Raw genomic sequence first — 23,144 nt, forward strand, 5'->3', positions numbered from 1 at the left:
TCCATCCGGATGACCGGATGGCTGGCTGAAAACTCTCACTAGGACCCGGAGAGAGCAATGCCTCCCAAGAAGAAGAAGGTCACGGGGCTTATCAAGCTCCAGATCCAGGCTGGTGCCGCCAACCCGGCCCCGCCGGTCGGTCCCGCGCTGGGCCAGCACGGCGTCAACATCATGGAGTTCTGCAAGGCGTACAACGCCGCGACCGAGTCGCAGCGTGGCTGGGTGATCCCGGTGGAGATCACGGTCTACGAGGACCGTTCCTTCACCTTCATCACCAAGACGCCGCCGGCCGCCAAGATGATCCTCAAGGCCGCTGGTGTCGAGAAGGGCTCTGGCGAGCCCCACAAGACCAAGGTCGCCAAGGTCACCGAGGCGCAGATCCGTGAGATCGCGCAGACCAAGATGGAAGACCTCAACGCCAACGACCTTGACGCCGCGTCGAAGATCATCGCCGGCACCGCCCGTTCCATGGGCATCACGGTCGAGGGCTGAGACTCCCCTCCGTCTGACCTTTCTCAGTGGCAGGGCCACGCGCCGGCCCGCACCACGACTCCATACCTGAACCCACAGGAGCAGAAGTGAAGCGCAGCAAGACTCTCCGCGCTGCGGACGCCAAGATCGACCGGGAGAAGCTGTACGCCCCGCTCGAGGCCGTCCGTCTCGCCAAGGAGACCTCCTCGACCAAGTTCGACGGCACCGTCGAGGTCGCCATGCGTCTGGGTGTCGACCCGCGCAAGGCCGACCAGATGGTCCGCGGCACCGTGAACCTCCCGCACGGCACCGGCAAGACCGCCCGGGTCCTGGTCTTCGCGACCGGTGACCGTGCTGCGGCCGCGGAAGCCGCTGGGGCCGACATCGTCGGCGCCGACGAGCTCATCGACGAGGTCGCCAAGGGTCGCCTGGACTTCGACGCCGTCGTCGCCACCCCGGACCTCATGGGCAAGGTCGGCCGCCTCGGCCGTGTGCTCGGTCCGCGTGGTCTGATGCCGAACCCGAAGACCGGCACCGTGACCCCCGATGTCGTCAAGGCTGTCAACGACATCAAGGGCGGCAAGATCGAGTTCCGCGTCGACAAGCACTCGAACCTGCACTTCATCATCGGCAAGGTGTCCTTCGACGACACCAAGCTGGTGGAGAACTACGCCGCGGCCCTGGAGGAGATCCTCCGTCTGAAGCCGTCGGCCGCCAAGGGTCGCTACATCAAGAAGGCCGCCATCGCCACCACGATGGGCCCCGGCATTCCGCTGGACTCGAACCGCACCCGCAACCTCCTCGTCGAGGAGGACCCGGCCGCCGTCTGAAACTGACGGCAGCCGCGTCGCGTACGCGTTCTGGACGGGCCCCGCAACCTTTCGAGGTGCGGGGCCCGTCCTCGTTTCCGTGAGTCTTCGGAGCAACGCCTGTCAGGGGCCTGCGCTAGCGTGCAGGCTCACCACAACTGCCAAGGGGTGGGACTAGATGAACAGCACGACCATGCGACGCGCCGGTCTCTCGATAGCGGTGGCCGCCGCACTGACCGGCCTCGCGGCCTGCGGTTCGGGCGACTCCGACGGCTCCGACAAGGCGGACGGGGGCGCCAAGGAGGGTGGCATCAAGGTCAGCCCGATCGCCGCCCTGAAGAGCGTCGAGAGCTCCACGGACAAGGCCGACACCGCCAAGGTCGAGGGCACGACCTCGATGGGCACCCAGTCGACCATGGACATGAAGGGCGTCATGGGCTGGTCCGACGGCATCACGGGCGACGTCACGGTGAACTTCACCGGCGGTACGCAGGCCCAGCAGATGGCGCAGCTCGGCCAGACGAAGATCAACTACCGCTATCTGAAGAACGGCTTCTACGCGAACATGGGGGACAAGTTCGCGTCCCAGGCCGGCGGTGGCAAGCACTGGGTGGAGTACGACTACGACACCCTCGCCGAGATGAGCGGCGCGGCCGGCGAGGTCTTCAAGGACCAGATGCAGAACACGACGCCCAACCAGTCGGTGAAGATGCTGCTGGCCTCGGGCGACGTGAAGCGTGTGGGCGAGGAGAAGGTCCGCGGGACGAAGGCGACCCACTACTCGGGGACGGTCGACGTCGCGGACCTCACGAAGAAGAGCGCGAACCTCGACGCGGAGAAGTCGGCCGAGCTCAAGAAGCAGTTCGAGCAGGTCGGGATGAGCACCGAGCAGATCGACATCTGGGTCAACGACGACGATCTGCTGGTCAAGAAGATCGAGGCGGCCGACACGAAGAACGGCCCCTTCCAGCAGACCGCGTACTACAGCGACTACGGAACGCCACTGTCGGTCGAGAAGCCCGCGTCCGCGGACACCGTGAGCTTCAAGGACCTCCTGGGCCAGCAGCAGCCCGCGGCATAACCCGCAGGCAGGACGATTCCCCCCTCAGGTACCCTCGGCCTCAGAAATGTGTCGATCATGTGTTCCTAGGGGTGGGGTCATGACTGCTGTAGTCGCAGGGAAGAACCAGAGTCGCAAGCGGGTGGCGGGCGCCGTGCTCGCCACCGCGCTGCTCTGTACCGGTGCCGTGGCCTGTGGGGGGTCGGACAGCGACAAGGGCGGGAACGCCGCCGGAGAGATCCAGTCGCAGTCGAAGGTCACCGAGGTCATCACGGCCGCGTACGAGAAGACCTCGAAGGCCAAGTCCGCCAAGGTCGAGATGACCATGTCCACGCCGCCCGGCAAGATGGGCAAGGCCATGGGCGGCGCCGGCGAGATGAAGCTGTCCGGCGTCATGGGCTGGGACCCCACCGTCATGGATATGACGATGTCGGGCTCCGCGCTCACCGAGGGCGACCCGGAGGCTCCGGAGAAGGTCCGGATGCTCTGGAGCGACAACGTCATCTACATGGACATGGGCGCGGCCGCGGCCAAGGACATGGACGGCAAGCGCTGGATGAAGATGGACATCGGCGCCGTCGCCAAGCAGTCCGGCGACGAGAAGCTCATGGAGCAGATGACCGGCAGCCTGGACAGCATGAACCAGGACCCGGCGCAGCAGCTCGCGATGCTCCTGAAGTCGCCGAACCTCAAGCACGTCGGCCCCGCCAAGGTCGACGGCGCCCAGACCCAGCGCTACAAGGGCCGTCTCTCCGTCAAGGAGATGATGCAGACCAACGACGCCCTCGACGACCTCCTGAGCAAGAGCGAGCGCGAGCAGCTCTTCAAGAACATCGAGAAGTCGGGCATCAAGGGCTACGACACCGAGGTCTGGGTCAACGAGGACGACTACCCGGTCCGCATGGACATCGACATCAAGAGCCCCGAGGGCACGGTCAAGACCTCGCAGAAGTTCTCCGACTACGGCACCGCGGCGAAGGTGACCGCCCCGCCGGCCGGTCAGACCTTCGACCTGATGGAGATGTTCAAGGAGCTCGGTGAGCTCGGCAAGGGCGGCGCCGGGGCCGGTGCCGACAGCGGCATCTGACCGGATTTGCTTGTCGCGGACCCGTTCGCGTACTCTTCCACAGAAGCCAAAGACCGCTGGTCGTTGCCGTGTGCTCGTAAGGGTGTGCGGTGGCCGAAGGATCCGCTGAAGACTGCGGACGACCCGCGCAGGTGACTGTGGAAGTGCTCCCGGATTCGTCCGGTCGAGCTCACGCCCCGTGCACCTGTGCCGGGGCGTTCTGTTTTTCCCAGCCCCTTCTGAGCGGTCCTCATCACCCGGAAGGAGGCCGACGCTCTATGCCGACGCCCGACAAGGCTGCCGCGGTAGCCGAGCTCACGGACAAGTTCCGCAGCTCGAACGCCGCCGTGCTGACCGAGTACCGGGGTCTCACCGTGGCCCAGCTCAAGCAGCTGCGCCGTTCCCTCGGTGCGAACTCCGAGTACGCCGTGGTGAAGAACACGCTGACCAAGATCGCGGCCAACGAGGCCGGGATCACCACGCTCGACGACCTGTTCAACGGTCCGACGGCGGTTGCCTTCGTCACCGGTGACCCGGTGGAGTCGGCGAAGGGTCTTCGTGACTTCGCCAAGGACAACCCGAACCTCGTCATCAAGGGCGGTGTCCTTGACGGCAAGGCGCTGTCCGCCGACGAGATCAAGAAGCTTGCGGACCTCGAGTCCCGCGAGGTTCTGCTCAGCAAGCTGGCCGGCGCGTTCAAGGGCAAGCAGTCGCAGACTGCTCAGCTCTTCCAGGCGCTGCCGTCGAAGTTCGTCCGCACCGCGGAGGCGCTTCGTGCCAAGCAGGCCGAGCAGGGCGGTGCCGAGTAATTCGGCTCGCACATTGACCGCCGCGTGACGCGACGGTCACAGCGGGCCCAACGTACGCCCGCCTTCATGTACACCCGGCACCAGCCGAATTAGTGGAAGGACGCCACCATGGCGAAGCTGTCCCAGGACGACCTGCTCGCGCAGTTCGAAGAGATGACCCTCATCGAGCTCTCCGAGTTCGTGAAGGCCTTCGAGGAGAAGTTCGACGTCACCGCCGCCGCGGCCGTCGCCGTTGCCGCCCCGGGCGCCCCGGGTGCCCCGGTTGAGGCCGAGGCCGAGCAGGACGAGTTCGACGTCATCCTCACGGGTGCCGGCGAGAAGAAGATCCAGGTCATCAAGGTCGTGCGCGAGCTCACCTCCCTGGGCCTCAAGGAGGCCAAGGACCTCGTCGACGGCACCCCGAAGCCCGTCCTCGAGAAGGTCGCGAAGGACGCCGCGGAGAAGGCCGCCGAGGCCCTTAAGGGCGCCGGCGCCTCCGTCGAGGTCAAGTGACCTCGCGAGTCGTTCGACTCTCTTGAGCCGTAAGGCTCTGGCGCTGTAACGCGCACGTACCGAAAGGCGATCACCCAACTGGGTGGTCGCCTTTCGGCGTTCACGGGCACTCCCGCCACGGGTGCCTTGCGATGTCGGTCCCGGCGAGTATGGTGATCTTCGTTGTGCCTCGGGACGGCCCGTGACGGTGACGATCTCAGAGCCAAGTCAGGGCAGGGGGGCCTTGACGAACCGCACGCAGCGCGCAATTCTCAGGACGCGTCGTCACAACGATCCGGATCCGAGGCATGGATCGGCGGCGAAGAGGGCAGTATCGATGTGCATCGAGGGCGTGGCTTGCAGCAGGGGTTGAGAACAACGAGGGTCTTCAAAAACCCGCACTGGACATCAGTGGGCCGAGTGGCTACACTGACCCTTTGCGCTGCCTGTTAGCTGCCTCCTGCCCGTCACCAGGGGCATGCCCATGCTTGAGCACTGTGGACTGAATCTTCCCTGACCTGGGACTTCTTTCCCTGTGTCCCGCCTGGGACCGGTACGCGCGTAGTGAGTCCGAGCCCTCGGAAGGACCCCCTCTTGGCCGCCTCGCGCACTGCCTCGACCGCGAATACGAACAACGGCGCCAGCACCGCCCCGCTGCGCATCTCCTTTGCAAAGATCAAGGAGCCCCTCGAGGTTCCGAACCTTCTTGCGCTGCAAACCGAGAGCTTTGACTGGCTGCTCGGCAATGACGCGTGGAAGGCTCGTGTCGAGGCGGCTCTGGACAGCGGACAGGACGTCCCCACCAAGTCCGGTCTGGAGGAGATCTTCGAGGAGATCTCCCCGATCGAGGACTTCTCCGGGTCGATGTCCCTGACGTTCCGCGACCACCGTTTCGAGCCCCCGAAGAACTCCATCGACGAGTGCAAGGAGCGCGACTTCACGTTCGCCGCCCCGCTCTTCGTCACCGCCGAGTTCACCAACAACGAGACCGGCGAGATCAAGTCCCAGACGGTCTTCATGGGCGATTTCCCGCTCATGACGAACAAGGGCACCTTCGTCATCAACGGCACCGAGCGTGTCGTCGTGTCGCAGCTGGTCCGTTCGCCGGGCGTCTACTTCGATTCCTCGATCGACAAGACGTCCGACAAGGACATCTTCTCCGCCAAGATCATCCCGTCCCGGGGTGCCTGGCTGGAGATGGAGATCGACAAGCGCGACATGGTCGGTGTCCGCATCGACCGCAAGCGCAAGCAGTCGGTCACCGTACTGCTCAAGGCTCTCGGTTGGACGACCGAGCAGATCCTCGAGGAGTTCGGCGAGTACGAGTCCATGCGCGCCACCCTGGAGAAGGACCACACCCAGGGCCAGGACGACGCGCTGCTCGACATCTACCGCAAGCTCCGTCCGGGCGAGCCGCCGACCCGTGAGGCCGCTCAGACCCTGCTTGAGAACCTCTACTTCAACCCGAAGCGCTACGACCTCGCGAAGGTCGGCCGCTACAAGGTCAACAAGAAGCTGGGTGCGGACGCTCCGCTCGACGCGGGCATCCTCACGGTCGAGGACATCATCGCCTCGATCAAGTACCTGGTGAAGCTGCACGCCGGTGAGGTCGAGACCGTTGGCGACAGCGGCACGTCGATCGTCGTCGAGACCGACGACATCGACCACTTCGGCAACCGTCGTCTGCGCAACGTCGGCGAGCTCATCCAGAACCAGGTCCGCACGGGTCTGGCTCGTATGGAGCGCGTCGTCCGCGAGCGCATGACGACCCAGGACGTCGAGGCGATCACGCCGCAGACCCTGATCAACATCCGCCCGGTCGTGGCGTCGATCAAGGAATTCTTCGGCACCTCGCAGCTCTCGCAGTTCATGGACCAGAACAACCCGCTGTCGGGTCTCACCCACAAGCGCCGTCTGTCGGCGCTTGGCCCGGGTGGTCTCTCCCGTGAGCGGGCCGGCTTCGAGGTCCGTGACGTGCACCCGTCCCACTACGGCCGCATGTGCCCGATCGAGACGCCCGAAGGCCCGAACATCGGTCTGATCGGTTCGCTCGCCTCGTACGGCCGCGTCAACGCGTTCGGCTTCGTCGAGACGCCGTACCGCAAGGTCGTCGAGGGCCAGGTCACCGACGACGTCGACTACCTGACGGCCGACGAGGAGGACCGCTTCGTCATCGCGCAGGCCAACGCGCCGCTGACGGAGGACCTCCACTTCGCCGAGGCCCGCGTCCTGATCCGCCGTCGTGGCGGAGAGATCGACTACGTGCCCGGCACGGACGTCGACTACATGGACGTCTCGCCGCGCCAGATGGTGTCGGTCGCGACCGCGATGATCCCGTTCCTCGAGCACGACGACGCCAACCGTGCCCTCATGGGCGCGAACATGATGCGTCAGGCCGTGCCGCTGATCACCGCCGAGGCTCCCCTCGTCGGCACCGGCATGGAGTACCGCTGCGCGGTCGACGCCGGTGACGTGATCAAGGCCGAGAAGGCGGGTGTGGTCCAGGAGGTCTCCGCGGACTACGTCACCGTCACGAACGACGACGGCACGTACACCACGTACCGCATCGCCAAGTTCTCCCGGTCGAACCAGGGCACCTCCGTCAACCAGAAGGTTGTCGTCGACGAGGGCGCCCGCGTGATCGAGGGCCAGGTCCTGGCCGACGGTCCCGCGACCGAAGAGGGCGAGATGGCCCTCGGCAAGAACCTGCTCGTGGCGTTCATGCCGTGGGAGGGTCACAACTACGAGGACGCGATCATCCTGTCGCAGCGCCTCGTGCAGGACGACGTCCTCTCCTCGATCCACATCGAGGAGCACGAGGTCGACGCCCGTGACACCAAGCTCGGCCCGGAGGAGATCACCCGGGACATCCCGAACGTCTCCGAAGAGGTCCTCGCCGACCTCGACGAGCGCGGCATCATCCGTATCGGTGCCGAGGTCGTCGCCGGCGACATCCTCGTCGGCAAGGTCACGCCCAAGGGTGAGACCGAGCTGACGCCGGAGGAGCGCCTGCTCCGCGCGATCTTCGGTGAGAAGGCCCGCGAGGTGCGTGACACCTCGCTGAAGGTGCCGCACGGTGAGATCGGCAAGGTCATCGGCGTCCGCGTCTTCGACCGTGAAGAGGGCGACGAGCTGCCGCCGGGCGTGAACCAGCTGGTTCGTGTCTACGTGGCGCAGAAGCGCAAGATCACGGACGGCGACAAGCTGGCCGGCCGGCACGGCAACAAGGGTGTTATCTCGAAGATCCTTCCGATCGAGGACATGCCGTTCCTCGAGGACGGAACTCCGGTCGACATCATCCTGAACCCGCTGGGTGTGCCGTCCCGAATGAACCCGGGACAGGTCCTTGAGATCCACCTCGGCTGGCTCGCCAGCCGCGGCTGGGACGTCTCCGGCCTGGCCGACGACTGGGCCCAGCGTCTGCAGGCCATCGGCGCCGACCAGGTGCCCCCGGGCACCAACGTCGCGACCCCGGTCTTCGACGGCGCCCGCGAGGACGAGATCTCCGGTCTCTTCGAGGCCACGATCCCGAACCGCGACGGCGACCGCCTGGTCCAGCCGTCCGGCAAGGCGCAGCTGTTCGACGGCCGCTCCGGCGAGCCGTTCCCGGACCCGATCTCGGTCGGGTACATGTACATCCTCAAGCTGCACCACCTGGTCGACGACAAGCTCCACGCGCGCTCGACCGGCCCGTACTCGATGATCACCCAGCAGCCGCTGGGTGGTAAGGCCCAGTTCGGTGGTCAGCGCTTCGGTGAGATGGAGGTGTGGGCGCTGGAGGCATACGGCGCCGCTTACGCCCTCCAGGAGCTGCTGACGATCAAGTCCGACGACGTGACCGGCCGCGTGAAGGTCTACGAGGCCATCGTCAAGGGCGAGAACATCCCCGAGCCCGGCATTCCCGAGTCCTTCAAGGTGCTCATCAAGGAAATGCAGTCGCTCTGCCTCAACGTGGAGGTGCTCTCCTCGGACGGCATGTCCATCGAGATGCGCGACACGGACGAGGACGTCTTCCGCGCGGCGGAGGAGCTCGGTATCGACCTGTCCCGGCGCGAGCCGAGCAGCGTCGAAGAGGTCTGACGGGTCTGGCCGGGACCTCCTCGTGAGGTCCCGGCCCTGCCCCGGACCCGTACAGACCATGATTGAGACACGACCCCGAAAGAGGGATTGACGACAAGTGCTCGACGTCAACTTCTTCGACGAGCTGCGGATCGGCCTTGCCACCGCGGACGACATCCGACAGTGGTCGCACGGCGAGGTCAAGAAGCCGGAGACCATCAACTACCGCACGCTCAAGCCCGAGAAGGACGGACTCTTCTGCGAGAAGATCTTCGGTCCGACCCGGGACTGGGAGTGCTACTGCGGTAAGTACAAGCGTGTCCGCTTCAAGGGCATCATCTGCGAGCGCTGCGGCGTCGAGGTCACTCGCGCCAAGGTGCGTCGTGAGCGGATGGGCCACATTGAGCTGGCCGCCCCTGTCACGCACATCTGGTACTTCAAGGGCGTCCCGTCGCGCCTGGGCTACCTCCTCGACCTCGCCCCGAAGGACCTCGAGAAGGTCATCTACTTCGCGGCGTACATGATCACGTTCGTGGACGAGGAGCGCCGCACCCGCGACCTGCCCTCCCTGGAGGCGCACGTCTCCGTGGAGCGCCAGCAGATCGAGAACCGTCGCGACTCCGACCTGGAGGCCCGCGCCAAGAAGCTCGAGACCGACCTGGCCGAGCTCGAGGCCGAGGGCGCCAAGGCCGACGTGCGCCGCAAGGTGCGCGAAGGTGCCGAGCGCGAGATGAAGCAGCTGCGCGACCGTGCGCAGCGCGAGATCGACCGTCTCGACGAGGTGTGGAACCGCTTCAAGAACCTCAAGGTCCAGGACCTCGAGGGCGACGAGCTGCTCTACCGCGAGCTGCGTGACCGCTTCGGCACGTACTTCGACGGCTCGATGGGTGCCGCGGCGCTGCAGAAGCGCCTGGAGTCCTTCGACCTCGACGAGGAGGCCGAGCGCCTCCGCGAGATCATCCGTACCGGCAAGGGCCAGAAGAAGACCCGTGCGCTCAAGCGCCTCAAGGTCGTCTCCGCGTTCCTGCAGACCAGCAACAGCCCCAAGGGCATGGTGCTCGACTGCGTGCCGGTCATCCCGCCGGACCTGCGTCCGATGGTGCAGCTGGACGGTGGCCGCTTCGCGACCTCCGACCTGAACGACCTGTACCGCCGCGTGATCAACCGCAACAACCGCCTGAAGCGCCTTCTCGACCTCGGTGCGCCCGAGATCATCGTGAACAACGAGAAGCGCATGCTCCAGGAGGCGGTCGACGCCCTCTTCGACAACGGCCGTCGTGGTCGCCCGGTCACGGGCCCCGGCAACCGTCCGCTGAAGTCCCTCAGCGACATGCTGAAGGGTAAGCAGGGTCGATTCCGTCAGAACCTGCTCGGTAAGCGTGTGGACTACTCCGCGCGTTCCGTGATCGTCGTCGGTCCGCAGCTGAAGCTGCACCAGTGTGGTCTGCCCAAGGCCATGGCACTGGAGCTCTTCAAGCCGTTCGTGATGAAGCGCCTGGTCGACCTGAACCACGCGCAGAACATCAAGAGCGCCAAGCGGATGGTCGAGCGCGGCCGCACGGTCGTGTACGACGTCCTCGAAGAGGTCATCGCCGAGCACCCGGTTCTCCTGAACCGTGCGCCCACGCTGCACCGCCTCGGCATCCAGGCCTTCGAGCCCCAGCTGGTCGAGGGCAAGGCCATCCAGATCCACCCGCTCGTCTGCACCGCGTTCAACGCGGACTTCGACGGTGACCAGATGGCCGTGCACCTGCCGCTCTCCGCGGAGGCGCAGGCCGAGGCCCGCATCCTGATGCTGTCCTCGAACAACATCCTCAAGCCGGCCGACGGCCGTCCGGTCACGATGCCGACCCAGGACATGGTCCTCGGTCTGTTCTTCCTGACCACCGACGGTGAGCTCCGTGACGTCAAGGGCGAGGGCCGTGCGTTTGGCTCCACCGCCGAGGCGATCATGGCGTTCGACGCCGGCGAGCTCGCGCTCCAGTCGACCGTCGACATCCGCTTCCCGGTGGGCACCATCCCGCCGCGCGGCTGGACCCCGCCGGTCGCCGAGGAGGGCGAGCAGGAGTACCAGCAGGGCGACAGCTTCCGGCTGCGTACGTCCCTGGGCCGTGCGCTCTTCAACGAGCTGCTGCCCGAGGACTACCCGTTCGTCGACTACTCGGTCGGCAAGAAGCAGCTCTCCGAGATCGTCAACGACCTCGCCGAGCGCTACCCCAAGGTCATCGTGGCGGCGACGCTCGACAACCTGAAGGCGGCGGGCTTCTACTGGGCGACCCGTTCCGGCGTCACCGTGGCCATCTCCGACGTCGTGGTCCCCGAGGCCAAGAAGGAGATCGTCGCGGGCTACGAGGCCCAGGACGAGAAGGTCCAGAAGCAGTACGAGCGCGGTCTGATCACCAAGGACGAGCGCACGCAGGAGCTCATCGCGATCTGGACCAAGGCGACCAACGAGGTTGCCGAGGCGATGAACGCGAACTTCCCGAAGACGAACCCCATCTTCATGATGGTTGACTCGGGTGCCCGAGGAAACATGATGCAGATGCGTCAGATCGCGGGTATGCGTGGTCTGGTGTCGAACGCGAAGAACGAGACGATCCCGCGTCCGATCAAGGCCTCGTTCCGTGAGGGCCTGACCGTTCTCGAGTACTTCATCTCCACGCACGGTGCCCGTAAGGGTCTGGCGGACACGGCTCTCCGTACCGCCGACTCCGGTTACCTCACCCGTCGTCTGGTCGACGTCTCCCAGGACGTCATCATTCGCGAGGAGGACTGTGGCACCGAGCGCGGTCTGAAGCTGAAGATCGCGGTCAAGGGCGAGGACGGTGTGCTCCGCAAGACGGAGAACGTCGAGACCTCGGTGTACGCCCGCATGCTGGCCGAGGACGTCGTCATCGACGGCAAGGTCATCGCGCCGGCCAACGTCGACCTCGGTGACGTCCTCATCGACGCCCTGGTCGCCAACGGCGTCGAGGAGGTCAAGACCCGCTCGGTCCTGACCTGTGAGTCCGCGGTCGGCACCTGTGCCTTCTGCTACGGCCGTTCGCTCGCCACCGGCAAGCTGGTCGACATCGGTGAGGCGGTCGGCATCATCGCCGCCCAGTCCATCGGTGAGCCCGGTACCCAGCTGACGATGCGTACCTTCCACACCGGTGGTGTGGCCGGTGACGACATCACCCAGGGTCTGCCCCGTGTCGTCGAGCTCTTCGAGGCTCGTACGCCCAAGGGTGTCGCCCCGATCTCGGAGGCGGCAGGCCGCATCCGCATCGAGGAGACCGAGAAGACCAAGAAGATCGTCGTCACGCCGGACGACGGCAGCGACGAGACTCCCTTCCCGATCTCGAAGCGCGCCAAGGTCCTCGTGCGTGAGGGTGACCACGTCGAGGTGGGCCAGAAGCTCACCTTCGGTGCCACCAACCCGCACGACGTGCTGCGGATCCTCGGTCAGCGCGCGGTCCAGGTCCACCTGGTCGGCGAAGTCCAGAAGGTCTACAACAGCCAGGGCGTGTCGATCCACGACAAGCACATCGAGATCATCATCCGGCAGATGCTGCGCCGTGTGACGATCATCGAGTCCGGCGACGCGGAGCTGCTGCCGGGCGAGCTCGTCGAGCGCTCGAAGTTCGAGACCGAGAACCGTCGTGTGGTCACCGAGGGCGGTCACCCCGCCTCCGGCCGTCCGCAGCTGATGGGTATCACCAAGGCCTCGCTGGCGACGGAGTCGTGGCTGTCCGCGGCTTCCTTCCAGGAGACGACCAGGGTCCTGACGGACGCGGCGATCAACGCCAAGTCCGACTCCCTGATCGGCCTCAAGGAGAACGTCATCATCGGTAAGCTCATCCCGGCCGGTACGGGTCTCTCCCGCTACCGCAACATCCGGGTGGAGCCGACCGAGGAGGCCAAGGCAGCGATGTACTCGGCCGTCGGTTACGACGACATCGACTACTCGCCGTTCGGCACGGGCTCCGGTCAGGCTGTGCCGCTGGAGGACTACGACTACGGGCCTTACAACCAGTAGGCGTTGCTTGCCGGTTGGCTTGAGTTGAACTGATGGGCGTCCACTCCGCTTCTTGCGGGGTGGACGCCCTTTGGTGTTTCAGTGGCCATGACGGTCACAAGTACGGGCGCAGACGGTGAATGCGGGTCGCGTAGTCGGGGTGCGTGGAGAGCAACTGGGCAAGGAACCTGCGCTCGGTCTGCTTGGGCCCGTAGGCGGCCATCGCCCGACACTTCGACTCGGCCTCGGTGGTGTGCATCGCCTGCAGCACCTGAGCCAGCATGGGGGCGAAGCCCAGCGCGGCGGCGTGCTGGTCCGCGCGCAGTTCGGCCCGCCGCCCGACGGCGGCGATCAGATACGGAGTGACTAGCAGCACCAGCGGCAGCCCGTACAGACGAGTGACCGTGGTGTAGCTGACGATGCCGATCGCGATGACGAGGGCTGCTGTCGCCAGCCAGGAGAAGTACGTGGTCATCGCCAGAGCGAAGGCGAGGACGACGCGGATCGCGTACCAGGCCGCTCGTCCCGGCAGTGCGTACCAGTAGCCGAGCAGCGAGACCCAGACGTGGCCGCCCGTGTGATGCCCCAGCTCGTGGGCGAGCACCGCGGCGAGCTGTGAGCTCGGCAGACGGTCGAGGGCGCACTTGGTGACCCCGACGATGTGACCGGCTGCGGCATAGGCGTTGAGGTGGTCGCTGTCCTCGACCCAGAGTTCGTATGTCCGTCCGTCGACGCCCGCGCGTGCGGTCACCTCGTGCCATACGGGTTCGAGGCGTGCGTACTCCTCGGGCATCGGACGGTGCAGTCGCAGCAGGTACCGGGCGAGGAAGTCTTCCGTGGGGCGGTGGAAGACCATGGCTCCGGACAGCAGCCAGACAACCGGCAGTATCCAGAGCGGAATACCCAGCCAGGCATCCAGCGCAGCTGCTGTCAGGAGCAGGACCAGCAGGCTCATGAGCGTGCCAGGCAGGTACAGGATGATGCGGCCGAGGGCCGTGGCATCGAGCCCGCGCTGGTGGGCGGTGAAGTGGAGACGGCCACCGCGGTGGCGATAGTCGAGGTCGTCAGGGGCAGATGGTCGGGACATGTCGTCGTCGGAGGGATCGGGCTGCTGCGGGGTGTGTGGTCGGTCCATGGTCTGCCTCCGGGAAAGGAAGTTCAGCCGATGAGGAGGGATCCGGGGAGCAGCACCGAGGCCATGGCGAATGTGATCAGGCCGGTGCGTACCCACTGGTGCTTGCGCAGGGCGATACGGCTGGTCGCTGCCAGTGCGGTGATCGCGTCCGCCGTTGGATCGCGCTCGGTGTCGATCAGCGCCTCTGCCAAGTGGCCTCCGCGGGCGGCCCGTTGGATGTCGCCGAAGTACGACAAGGGGGCGCCTGGCGCCCACGTGCTCGTTCCGTAGCGCGGCAGCACGGCCATGAGGAGCGCGAGCAGAGTGAGGGCGAGTGCGAGAACACCCGCCCACCAGGTCGAAAAGCCAGGGGCAGAGAGGGCGGCCGGTGTCCACTGGTTGCGGGCGATCAGACCGCCGAAAACGCCTGACATCACCCCGAGAGCTGTCACCAGCACCGCTGCCTTCGCATCCGCCCGGGCGATCTCGCTGCGCATATCGGAGAGGAGGCGTTCAGCGGTCCTGGCTCCGAGCGCGGTCTCCGGTGCGCGGGGAGTGGGTGCCTGAGCGGCGGGGCTGGTCACGAGGTGTGGTCCCCTCGCTCGTCGCCGTCACGCTTCGGTGTTGGTGCGCTCGGTGAGGTGTCGTATCCCGGGGGCGGCCGCCAGCCCGGAAAGGTGCTGTCCTGCCCTTCCGTGGGAACCACTTGTTCGGGAGCGGATCCGGGCGGGTCCGCCTTGGCAAGCCGAGCCTCCGCCGATGGTGAGGAAGGGGGAGGGACTGGCTGGGAGCCGGGGATCCCCGGGAGGTGCTGGTTGAAGATCTCGTGCATGGCGTCCAGCGCGAGCCGCTTGGGGCTCTCCAGTTCGTAGTCCTCGGCGTTGTCGCCGCTGAGAAGTTCCCTCGCCAGTTCCATCTTCGCCTGAATCAGGCGGAGTTGGTCCTCTCGCATGCTGTTGAGGACGAGGCGTGAGTCCTGCTGGTTGGAGGCAAGATGCATCGCCCAGGCGACGACGCCGCCCTCCTCCAGGTACCGCTGGTAAAACGCGATCTTCTCGGCGTCGAGCTCGCGGAGTTCCGCCTCGTGACGGGCGCGCAGTCGGTCCTGCTCCTGTTGCCATTCCTGCCGCTGGAGCACGAGCTCCTGGTCGCGCCGGCCGTACTCCATGGCCCGTTCCACCTGGAACGCGTCCTGCTGGCGGGTACGTCGGTCGAGCTCGATGTCATACGCCATGCCGAGCTGTTCCGTACGTATCTGCTCGGCGGAGGTGTGGCCGATGGACTGGAGTCGGCGCTGGTGCTCGATGTCCTGCTGATCGCGGCGGAGACGAAGGGTCCAGATCACCTTCAGTCCGACAGAGGCGCCGGGAGATGGCCGGTCGGCGAGGCCGCGCAGTGCCTGTTCCTCGGCGCCCGCGCTGTCGTGGATGGCGAACTGTCGCGTGAGGGACCTGGTGGCCTGCTGCAGCTCGCCGAGGAGCAGGGTGGGTACGTCCCGGTGGCCGCCCTGTACGAAGGCGGAAGGGTCGACGACCTGCCAGGACAGGTCGACGGTCGCGATGAATTCGAAGGCGTCATTGTCGCTGGGCAGGGAGATCTCGGCCCGGTGCGGATGGATGCCCATGTCCACCTCGTACACCGCCGTGTACCGCCTCGCCGCGACTTCGCCGCGCCCCGGGCGTAGAGGCGGCAGATAGGTCTCGTACTCGCCCTTGGCGGTCGAGAAGACCAGCGCGTGATCGATCCTGGTCAATGCCTTGCGGGCGAATCCGAACCGCGAGAGCTGCCGCACGGTGATCACGGGATCGATCAGCGAGGTGTGGCGGTCGGCGGGTTGCTGCCAGTCCGGAGGACGGCGGAAGTCAGCCATGGTGTCTGTCTCCTCGGCGGGTTCGTACGTCGAATGGCTGCGGTCTGCGCGCTTCAGGAGTGGCCTGGAACGGCGGACACCAGGCGGGCCGCGACGGGCGGCGGGGCCGTGCCATCCTCGCCGCGCATGGTGCGCAGGAGATGGCTCAGGCGCTGGCGCTCGGCGGCCGTCGTGGGCAAGGCGGCGAGCAGGGAGGCGAGTGCCCATTCGCTGGTGGGATCCTGGTCGGCGATGCGGATCCACGTACTCAGTTCCTCGAGGGCGGCCCGCGTGTGGTGGCGGTCGTCGAGCGCGGAGCGCCACAGGCACACGATCTGGCCGGCCGCTCGGCCGCCGTTGGCGGCCGAGGCGGTGTACCAGTCGAGAACCAGCGGCCGCCCGTGCCGGTCCCCCTCTGCCCGCCGTGCGCACGCGCTCAGGAAGCCGCCCAGAGCGAGGTCGTGCACGGGCCGGTCGTCGTCGAGCGTGCGGAGCAGTTCCGAGAGGACCTCATCTCCGGCGGGCGAGAGCAGCAGCAGTTCCACCGACTGCGCGAGCTGTTCCACCATGAGCTCATCGATGTCGTCGCCCTCGTCGTCCTCGGCCGACCTGTACTCCATGCGTACGGCGCCGCGGAGTGCGGCGAGCGTCTGCTTCGGCCGTTCCGCGCCGATCAGGCCGTAGGCGCGAATCGCCGCCCAGCGCATGCCCTCGTCGTCGCTCTCGCACCAGGCGTCGAGGATGCTCGGGATGTTGGGCGCTTCGAGGAGATGGGCGAGCGTCAGCGAGTTCACCGCGACGAGGCGGCGGCCGAACAGATGGGACGTGGCCCACGGTTCGATGATCAGCGCCATGGTGGACGGCAGATCCGCATAGGCGAGGACTGCGACGGTGGACGCCGCGCGGGTGCGGACCAGCGGCCGGCCGTCACCGGCGAGCCGTTGCAGCCAGCTGACCAGGGCAGGCCTGGCTGAGGGGTGCCCCGTCCACACCTCGCGCAGCAGGACGAGCGAGACCCGGTCGTCGAGGAAAGCGGCCTTCGACTGGGTGACCGGACCCCACTCCGTGTTCTCCTCCTCCGGATATCGCCGGGCGCGGGCGAGTTGCAGGCGCTTGCCGATGTGGGTGCCGAACACCGGGACCTCGGGCCGGTGGGCAGAGTTCTCCGTCTCCTGCAGGAAGGCGTAGAGCAGGTCGCTCAGCTCGGCGGTGAGCGCGTACGGCCCGCCGTCGAAGGCGGCCAGCGCGACGAGGAAGGCCTTGTCCCGGAGCGGAACGAGTTCCTCGTTCTCCTCGAACCACTCCTGGACCTGACTTTCGAGAGTCAGTAGTGAGAAGTCCCCGACGGCCGCCTCGGTGATCTCTCCGTCCACGTACCGTCTGATGTGCTTCGCGAAGGCCGCGACCTCGCGCAGCTGGTGGTCACGGGCGAGGAACTCCGCGACGGACGGGAGCGCGAGGAGTTGGTGTGCTGTCACCTCGTCCGTCAGCACCGACAGGTGCGCAGTCAGTACGTTATCCGGGCTCGGCGGACGCCACTCGATGGCGACGATGTCCTCCAGAGCGGCGGTGGGGCCGACCGTGATGACCATGTACGCGTCGTCCTCGACCAGTTGGGCGCGGGCCGCAAGGAGATGCGGCTCCCTGAGGGGCTGGTCGCGGCGCGTGGTCAAGTCGCACAGCACGTATCCCTTGGCCTGGTGCTGGTCGTCACTCAGCTGCTGGACGAGCTGTGCCGGGGTGGTGTCGCGTACGAGAGTGCGGATGGGGGAGACGCCCAAGCGGTGGAGCAGCATCAGGGCCGCGGTCCGGCGGCCGGTGAAGTGGGAGCCGGAGAGCACGAGGACCCGTTCCGCGCGAAGCCGCATCAGGAGGCCGTCGAAGAAGGTCTCGTCCGCGACGAAGTAGGGGGCCAGCCGGTCCAGTGTCGGCTGCGGCACCTCGCCGGAGCCGTGGCTCGTGGCGGAGACCCCGAAGTGGTAGACGGTCTTGCTGCCCATGATCACGTCGCCGGCGACCCGACCGCCGCTGACGCCGTGCTGGTCGCCGGCGACCAGGCTGCCACCGAAGCGCGCGTTGGAGCCGACGCCCATGGCCTTCGGGCTGTGGTCCACCAGATCCCTGCGGGCGGACCACGCCTCCTGCGGCTGGTCCTGCTCGGGTTCCTTGGTTTCGGTGCCTTCGGCGTCCGAGGCCTCGGGGCCGGACTGCGGAGCTGCGGGGCTTTCCTTGTCACCGCCGCGCTGCTGAGGTCCGGTGGCTGCTCCGGGTGCCTGCCTGGCTCCCGGCTCGCCCGCACTCATCCCCGGTCACCCTTTCCGCCGGCCCCGCCGCCCCCGAGATGGACGTCTCCGTTCACGGTTCCGCCGCTCACGCCGTGCTGGTCGCCGTTGACGAAACTGCCGCCGAAAGACGGGGAGCCGCCGAGAAAGGTGACAGGAGAGGGCTCGCGCGACGGCCGGCGAGGCTCCTGCGCAGGGCTGTCGGCGTCGTGCTGACGGCCCACGTGCTCGGGAACACGTCCGTGCAGCCACGCGAGCAGGGGACCGTTCTTGCTGGGCACCGTGATCGCGTGGAAGGAGTCCGCGGGGACACCTGGATAGTCGTGCTGGATGATTCCGCGGTGCACGCTCTCCGACACGCACAGGGCGAAGTCGTCCGAGCGTTCCCGCAGAGCCGCGCGCAGGGGGTCGCCGTCGAGCAGGCGGCAGGCGAGATTGAGGTCGGAGCCCACCCAGCCGTCGAGCTCGTCGACGGCGACGTAGCCCGTCGCGAGTACGGCTCGGAGCCTGATCTGAGCGGATGTCGACGCAGTGCGGTTCACCGCGCGCAGTTGCACCGGAACCTCGGTCAGCAAGGCACGCAGCAGTGCGATCACCGAAGCGCCGGCATCGATCAGTTCCATGACGGAGTCACCGCGGTCGGCGCGCAGCCGCACCGTCTTGTCGATGCCGGCGCTCTCCAGGGCGCGGTCGGTGATGCCGTAGAGCATGCGCCGGAGGTACGCCTGCTCCACGTCGTCCCGGGCGCTGTACTTCTCGATGTCGAGCAGGAGGATCGTCCGGCTCACGGGGTCGCTCATGGTCGCCTCTCGGTCGGGGAGCTGTGCCGTGCAGCAGCTTGGCGCCGGAGAACCCGCCGTCGTGAGGGACGATGACGCACTCGAACTGTGAACGTGTGCACAGAACCGCTCCGCACACGCTGTGGCGTGCGGTCACATGTCCGTGGGCTCGGCTCCTGCGATGCGGCGAAGGACGTCCGGACGCGCGATCAGCAGCGCGCGTCGTCCGGTGACCACGGCCCCGCGTGTGCGCAGCTCCTTCAGGAGGCGTTGGACCATCTCCCGGGACGCACCCACGGAGCCCGCGAGCTCCTGCTTACTCAAGGGCACGGAAAGCTCGATGCCCTCGTCGGTACGGCGCCCGTGGGTGCGTGCCAGGTCGAGCAGCAGAACGGCGAACCTTTCCCGCACACCCATCGAGGCGAACTCGAGGCGTCGCCGGTCGGCGGCTCGGGTGCGGTCGGATGTGAGCCCGAGGAGGGCGAACGAGACCGCGGGGGAGTGGGCAAGGAAGTCGGTGAAGGCTTCGCGCTGCACGGCCACGGCGCGGACCTGCTCCAGTGCTGTCACGGTCGCCGACCGTGGTCGCCCGGTAAGGGCGGCGGACTCACCGATGATGTCGCCGGGACCCCGCAGGGCGAGCAGGGCCTCGTACCCATTGGGCGCGGCAGCGGTCACCTTGGACCAGCCCTGCACGATCAACAGCACATGGGATGACGGCTCACGTTCGTGCAGGAGCGCGACGCGTGGCCCGAAGCGCAGTTCGTTCCCCAAGGCCAGGAGCGTGGATCGGTCCTCACGCTCCAGCCTCGCGAGGAAGGGCACTTGATCGTCCAGGCCCCCGCCCGGTAAGTACGCGCCTGCCATGGGCCCTCCCCGATCGTCACTCAACGGAAGGATCACCGTACTGACTGTGTGCATGACATCAAACGGGCGCGCGTGACGTGCTGGAAGCGCTGTAACGCGCGCGGGAGCTTCGGCGGCGAGAGGGGGGCGCCCTGATGGTCGGATCGGGAGTCGAAAAGCCCGGCGTGTCGCCCCCCACCGCATTTGTTTTGACCAACCCCGATGAGGTAGGTACGCTCAGACCTTGTGCCTGGGGTGTGCCTGGGCTCGTGCGCGTGTCTTCAACCGCATCGCGAGTCCGAGAACGGCCACCGTAATCTGCGCCCCTTTCCGCCTTGCGGCGGGAGTCTGCAGCATTCGACACACCCGACCGCGTGGGTCGGCGACGTTCCAGGTTAGCTTTACTATTCGGCACACAGAAACCGGAGAAGTAGTGCCTACGATCCAGCAGCTGGTCCGTAAGGGCCGGCAGGACAAGGTCGAGAAGAACAAGACGCCCGCACTCGAGGGTTCGCCCCAGCGCCGTGGCGTCTGCACGCGTGTGTTCACGACCACCCCGAAGAAGCCGAACTCGGCCCTCCGTAAGGTCGCGCGTGTGCGTCTGACCTCCGGGATCGAGGTCACGGCCTACATTCCGGGTGAGGGACACAACCTGCAGGAGCACTCCATCGTGCTCGTGCGTGGTGGCCGTGTGAAGGACCTGCCGGGTGTTCGTTACAAGATCATCCGCGGCTCCCTTGACACCCAGGGCGTCAAGAACCGCAAGCAGGCCCGCAGCCGCTACGGCGCCAAGAAGGAGAAGTAAGAATGCCTCGTAAGGGCCCCGCCCCGAAGCGCCCGGTCATCATCGACCCGGTCTACGGTTCTCCTCTGGTGACCTCCCTCATCAACAAGGTGCTGCTGAACGGCAAGCGCTCCACCGCCGAGCGCATCGTGTACGGCGCCATGGAGGGCCTGCGCGAGAAGACCGGTAACGACCCGGTCATCACGCTGAAGCGCGCGCTGGAAAACATCAAGCCGACTCTCGAGGTCAAGTCCCGCCGTGTCGGTGGCGCGACCTACCAGGTCCCGATCGAGGTCAAGCCGGGTCGTGCGAACACGCTCGCCCTGCGCTGGCTGGTCGGTTACTCCCGCGCCCGTCGCGAGAAGACCATGACCGAGCGTCTGCTCAACGAGCTCCTCGACGCCTCCAACGGCCTTGGTGCCGCTGTGAAGAAGCGTGAGGACACCCACAAGATGGCCGAGTCCAACAAGGCCTTCGCGCACTACCGCTGGTAGTCGCTACCCCCATCGAGACCGAGAGAAGACTGAGCCGATATGGCTACCACTTCACTTGACCTGGCCAAGGTGCGCAACATCGGCATCATGGCTCACATCGACGCGGGCAAGACGACGACCACCGAGCGGATCCTGTTCTACACCGGTGTCTCGTACAAGATCGGTGAGGTCCACGACGGCGCCGCGACCATGGACTGGATGGAGCAGGAGCAGGAGCGTGGCATCACGATCACCTCTGCTGCCACCACCTGTCACTGGCCGATGAACGACGTCGACCACACCATCAACATCATCGACACCCCGGGTCACGTCGACTTCACCGTCGAGGTAGAGCGTTCGCTCCGTGTACTCGACGGTGCCGTGACGGTGTTCGACGGCGTCGCCGGTGTCGAGCCGCAGTCCGAGACCGTGTGGCGTCAGGCCGACCGCTACGGCGTCCCGCGCATCTGCTTCGTCAACAAGCTCGACCGTACGGGTGCCGAGTTCCACCGCTGCGTCGACATGATCGTCGACCGCCTCGGTGCGACCCCCATCGTCATGCAGCTGCCCATCGGCGCAGAGGCTGACTTCAAGGGTGTCGTCGACCTCGTCACGATGAAGGCCTTCGTCTGGTCCGCCGAGACCAAGATGGGCGAGGCCTACGACATCGTCGACATCCCCGACACGCACACCGAGGCTGCCGAGGAGTACCGCGGCAAGCTGCTCGAGGCGGTCGCGGAGAACGACGAGCAGATGATGGAGCTGTACCTGGAGGGCCAGGAGCCCACCGAGGAGCAGCTGTACGCGGCGATCCGTCGCATCACCATCGCCTCCGGCAAGGGCGGCGACACCACCGTCACCCCCGTGTTCTGCGGCACCGCGTTCAAGAACAAGGGCGTTCAGCCCCTGCTCGACGCGGTCGTGCGTTACCTGCCGTCGCCCCTGGACGTCGAGGCCATCGAGGGCCACGACGTCAAGGACCCCGAGGTCGTCGTCAAGCGCAAGCCTTCTGACGAGGAGCCGCTCTCGGCTCTCGCGTTCAAGATCGCGAGCGACCCGCACCTCGGCAAGCTCACCTTCGTCCGGATCTACTCCGGCCGCCTGGACTCCGGCACCGCGGTGCTGAACTCCGTCAAGGGCAAGAAGGAGCGCATCGGCAAGATCTACCGCATGCACGCGAACAAGCGTGAGGAGATCGAGTCGGTGGGCGCCGGTGACATCGTCGCCGTCATGGGTCTGAAGCAGACCACCACGGGCGAGACGCTCTGTGACGACAAGCAGCCGGTGATCCTGGAGTCCATGGACTTCCCGGCGCCGGTCATCCAGGTCGCCATCGAGCCGAAGTCCAAGGGTGACCAGGAGAAGCTGGGTGTCGCCATCCAGCGCCTCTCGGAGGAGGACCCCTCCTTCCAGGTGCACTCGGACGAGGAGACCGGCCAGACCATCATCGGTGGTATGGGCGAGCTTCACCTCGAGGTGCTCGTCGACCGCATGAAGCGCGAGTTCCGCGTCGAGGCGAACGTCGGCAAGCCGCAGGTCGCCTACCGCGAGACGATCCGTCGGGCCGTCGAGCGCGTGGACTACACCCACAAGAAGCAGACCGGTGGTACCGGTCAGTTCGCCAAGGTGCAGATCGCGATCGAGCCGATCCTCGACGGCGACGCGTCGTACGAGTTCGTGAACAAGGTCACCGGTGGCCGCATCCCGCGGGAGTACATCCCGTCGGTGGACGCCGGTGCGCAGGAGGCCATGCAGTTCGGCATCCTGGCCGGCTACGAGATGACTGGCGTCCGCGTCATCCTTCTCGACGGTGCCTACCACGAGGTCGACTCCTCCGAGCTCGCCTTCAAGATCGCCGGTTCGCAGGCCTTCAAGGAGGCCGCGCGGCAGGCCAAGCCCGTGCTGCTCGAGCCGATGATGGCCGTCGAGGTCACCACGCCCGAGGACTACATGGGCGATGTCATCGGTGACATCAACTCCCGCCGTGGCCAGATCCAGGCCATGGAGGAGCGCAGCGGCGCTCGCGTCGTGAAGGGCCTCGTGCCCCTCTCGGAGATGTTCGGCTACGTCGGAGACCTCCGCAGCAAGACGTCGGGTCGCGCAAGCTACTCAATGCAGTTCGACTCCTACGCCGAGGTTCCGCGGAACGTCGCCGAGGAGATCATCGCGAAGGCCAAGGGCGAGTAACTCACCCGAGTTCACGCTTTAGGCTTGACACCATCCGCCGGGGTTCGAACCCCTCGGGCAAGAACCCCGGCGGCTGGCTTCCCAGCAA

The 23,144-nt window shown here is 66.5% G+C and carries 17 protein-coding genes; 11 read left to right on the plus strand and 6 right to left on the minus strand.

Annotation, left to right across the window (positions count from 1 at the left end; translation table 11 throughout):
- Positions 1 to 57 precede the first annotated feature (57 nt).
- The 8 genes from rplK to ACIO9J_RS38395 all read left to right on the plus strand — a co-directional run bounded on the left by rplK (position 58) and on the right by ACIO9J_RS38395 (position 12,763).
- Positions 58 to 492 carry a 50S ribosomal protein L11 gene (gene rplK, locus ACIO9J_RS38360; RefSeq protein WP_030782612.1) on the plus strand — a complete coding sequence of 145 codons (435 nt, stop codon included), beginning with the start codon at positions 58 to 60 and terminating at the stop codon, positions 490 to 492.
- An 86-nt stretch (positions 493 to 578) separates the two neighbouring features.
- Positions 579 to 1,301, plus strand: coding sequence for a 50S ribosomal protein L1 (rplA, locus tag ACIO9J_RS38365; protein ID WP_055547823.1), 723 nt, complete (start codon positions 579 to 581; stop codon positions 1,299 to 1,301).
- 157 nt (positions 1,302 to 1,458) lie between these two features.
- Positions 1,459 to 2,361 carry a hypothetical protein gene (locus ACIO9J_RS38370; RefSeq protein WP_402009702.1) on the plus strand — a complete coding sequence of 301 codons (903 nt, stop codon included), beginning with the start codon at positions 1,459 to 1,461 and terminating at the stop codon, positions 2,359 to 2,361.
- Between the two features lie 79 nt (positions 2,362 to 2,440).
- Entirely contained in the window at positions 2,441 to 3,427 is a 987-nt protein-coding gene (locus tag ACIO9J_RS38375) for a hypothetical protein (protein WP_402009703.1), read from the plus strand.
- Positions 3,428 to 3,684: 257 nt separating this feature from the next.
- Positions 3,685 to 4,215: a 50S ribosomal protein L10 gene (rplJ, locus tag ACIO9J_RS38380; RefSeq protein WP_402009704.1), complete on the plus strand. Its 531-nt coding sequence runs from the start codon at positions 3,685 to 3,687 to the stop codon at positions 4,213 to 4,215.
- Positions 4,216 to 4,323: 108 nt separating this feature from the next.
- Positions 4,324 to 4,707 (plus strand): 50S ribosomal protein L7/L12, encoded by a 384-nt coding sequence (rplL, locus tag ACIO9J_RS38385; RefSeq protein WP_402009705.1) that lies wholly within the window; start codon positions 4,324 to 4,326, stop codon positions 4,705 to 4,707.
- Between the two features lie 573 nt (positions 4,708 to 5,280).
- Positions 5,281 to 8,766 (plus strand): DNA-directed RNA polymerase subunit beta, encoded by a 3,486-nt coding sequence (rpoB, locus tag ACIO9J_RS38390; protein WP_402009706.1) that lies wholly within the window; start codon positions 5,281 to 5,283, stop codon positions 8,764 to 8,766.
- 97 nt (positions 8,767 to 8,863) lie between these two features.
- Positions 8,864 to 12,763: a DNA-directed RNA polymerase subunit beta' gene (locus tag ACIO9J_RS38395; RefSeq protein WP_402009707.1), complete on the plus strand. Its 3,900-nt coding sequence runs from the start codon at positions 8,864 to 8,866 to the stop codon at positions 12,761 to 12,763.
- Positions 12,764 to 12,857: 94 nt separating this feature from the next.
- On the opposite strand, the gene ACIO9J_RS38400 is transcribed toward ACIO9J_RS38395, so the two are convergent.
- The 6 genes from ACIO9J_RS38400 to ACIO9J_RS38425 form a co-directional block, all read right to left on the minus strand.
- On the minus strand, positions 12,858 to 13,877 hold the full coding sequence (locus ACIO9J_RS38400) for a M48 family metalloprotease (protein WP_402009708.1): 1,020 nt from the start codon (positions 13,875 to 13,877) through the stop codon (positions 12,858 to 12,860).
- 23 nt (positions 13,878 to 13,900) lie between these two features.
- Positions 13,901 to 14,353 (minus strand): Pycsar system effector family protein, encoded by a 453-nt coding sequence (locus tag ACIO9J_RS38405; RefSeq protein ID WP_402009710.1) that lies wholly within the window; start codon positions 14,351 to 14,353, stop codon positions 13,901 to 13,903.
- A gap of 83 nt (positions 14,354 to 14,436) precedes the next feature.
- Positions 14,437 to 15,726, minus strand: coding sequence for a hypothetical protein (locus ACIO9J_RS38410; protein WP_402009711.1), 1,290 nt, complete (start codon positions 15,724 to 15,726; stop codon positions 14,437 to 14,439).
- A 53-nt stretch (positions 15,727 to 15,779) separates the two neighbouring features.
- Positions 15,780 to 18,008, minus strand: a complete 2,229-nt coding sequence (locus ACIO9J_RS38415; protein ID WP_402009713.1) for a hypothetical protein — start codon at positions 18,006 to 18,008, stop codon at positions 15,780 to 15,782.
- Complete coding sequence (locus ACIO9J_RS38420) at positions 18,005 to 18,787, minus strand: hypothetical protein (RefSeq protein WP_402009715.1); 783 nt, start codon at positions 18,785 to 18,787, stop codon at positions 18,005 to 18,007. The genes ACIO9J_RS38415 and ACIO9J_RS38420 overlap by 4 nt, the downstream gene beginning before the upstream one ends.
- 132 nt (positions 18,788 to 18,919) lie before the next feature.
- Complete coding sequence (locus ACIO9J_RS38425) at positions 18,920 to 19,633, minus strand: Crp/Fnr family transcriptional regulator (protein ID WP_402009717.1); 714 nt, start codon at positions 19,631 to 19,633, stop codon at positions 18,920 to 18,922.
- A 412-nt stretch (positions 19,634 to 20,045) separates the two neighbouring features.
- On the opposite strand from ACIO9J_RS38425, the gene rpsL reads away from it, so the two are divergent.
- From rpsL to fusA, 3 genes are read left to right on the plus strand one after another with little or no spacing between them, the layout of a single operon-like run.
- A complete protein-coding gene (rpsL, locus tag ACIO9J_RS38430; RefSeq protein WP_003948652.1) occupies positions 20,046 to 20,417 on the plus strand; it encodes a 30S ribosomal protein S12 in 372 nt (123 codons plus the stop codon).
- Positions 20,418 to 20,419: 2 nt separating this feature from the next.
- A complete protein-coding gene (gene rpsG, locus ACIO9J_RS38435; RefSeq protein ID WP_003974303.1) occupies positions 20,420 to 20,890 on the plus strand; it encodes a 30S ribosomal protein S7 in 471 nt (156 codons plus the stop codon).
- A 39-nt stretch (positions 20,891 to 20,929) separates the two neighbouring features.
- Complete coding sequence (gene fusA, locus ACIO9J_RS38440) at positions 20,930 to 23,056, plus strand: elongation factor G (RefSeq protein ID WP_402009719.1); 2,127 nt, start codon at positions 20,930 to 20,932, stop codon at positions 23,054 to 23,056.
- The last annotated feature ends 88 nt before the right edge of the window (positions 23,057 to 23,144 follow it).

The organism is Streptomyces sp. NPDC087300, from assembly GCF_044744425.1.
GTDB lineage: Bacteria > Actinomycetota > Actinomycetes > Streptomycetales > Streptomycetaceae > Streptomyces.

Bases quoted from the DNA above. Each gene is read 5' to 3' on its own strand.
- rplK (WP_030782612.1), top strand. From the start codon at position 58: ATGCCTCCCAAGAAGAAGAAGGTCACGGGGCTTATCAAGCTCCAGATC.
- ACIO9J_RS38370 (WP_402009702.1), top strand. From the start codon at position 1,459: ATGAACAGCACGACCATGCGACGCGCCGGTCTCTCGATAGCGGTGGCC.
- ACIO9J_RS38375 (WP_402009703.1), top strand. From the start codon at position 2,441: ATGACTGCTGTAGTCGCAGGGAAGAACCAGAGTCGCAAGCGGGTGGCG.
- rplJ (WP_402009704.1), top strand. From the start codon at position 3,685: ATGCCGACGCCCGACAAGGCTGCCGCGGTAGCCGAGCTCACGGACAAG.
- rplL (WP_402009705.1), top strand. From the start codon at position 4,324: ATGGCGAAGCTGTCCCAGGACGACCTGCTCGCGCAGTTCGAAGAGATG.
- ACIO9J_RS38400 (WP_402009708.1), bottom strand. From the start codon at position 13,877: ATGGACCGACCACACACCCCGCAGCAGCCCGATCCCTCCGACGACGAC.
- ACIO9J_RS38405 (WP_402009710.1), bottom strand. From the start codon at position 14,353: ATGCGCAGCGAGATCGCCCGGGCGGATGCGAAGGCAGCGGTGCTGGTG.
- ACIO9J_RS38410 (WP_402009711.1), bottom strand. From the start codon at position 15,726: ATGGCTGACTTCCGCCGTCCTCCGGACTGGCAGCAACCCGCCGACCGC.
- ACIO9J_RS38415 (WP_402009713.1), bottom strand. From the start codon at position 18,008: ATGAGTGCGGGCGAGCCGGGAGCCAGGCAGGCACCCGGAGCAGCCACC.
- ACIO9J_RS38420 (WP_402009715.1), bottom strand. From the start codon at position 18,787: ATGAGCGACCCCGTGAGCCGGACGATCCTCCTGCTCGACATCGAGAAG.
- ACIO9J_RS38425 (WP_402009717.1), bottom strand. From the start codon at position 19,633: ATGGCAGGCGCGTACTTACCGGGCGGGGGCCTGGACGATCAAGTGCCC.
- rpsG (WP_003974303.1), top strand. From the start codon at position 20,420: ATGCCTCGTAAGGGCCCCGCCCCGAAGCGCCCGGTCATCATCGACCCG.
- fusA (WP_402009719.1), top strand. From the start codon at position 20,930: ATGGCTACCACTTCACTTGACCTGGCCAAGGTGCGCAACATCGGCATC.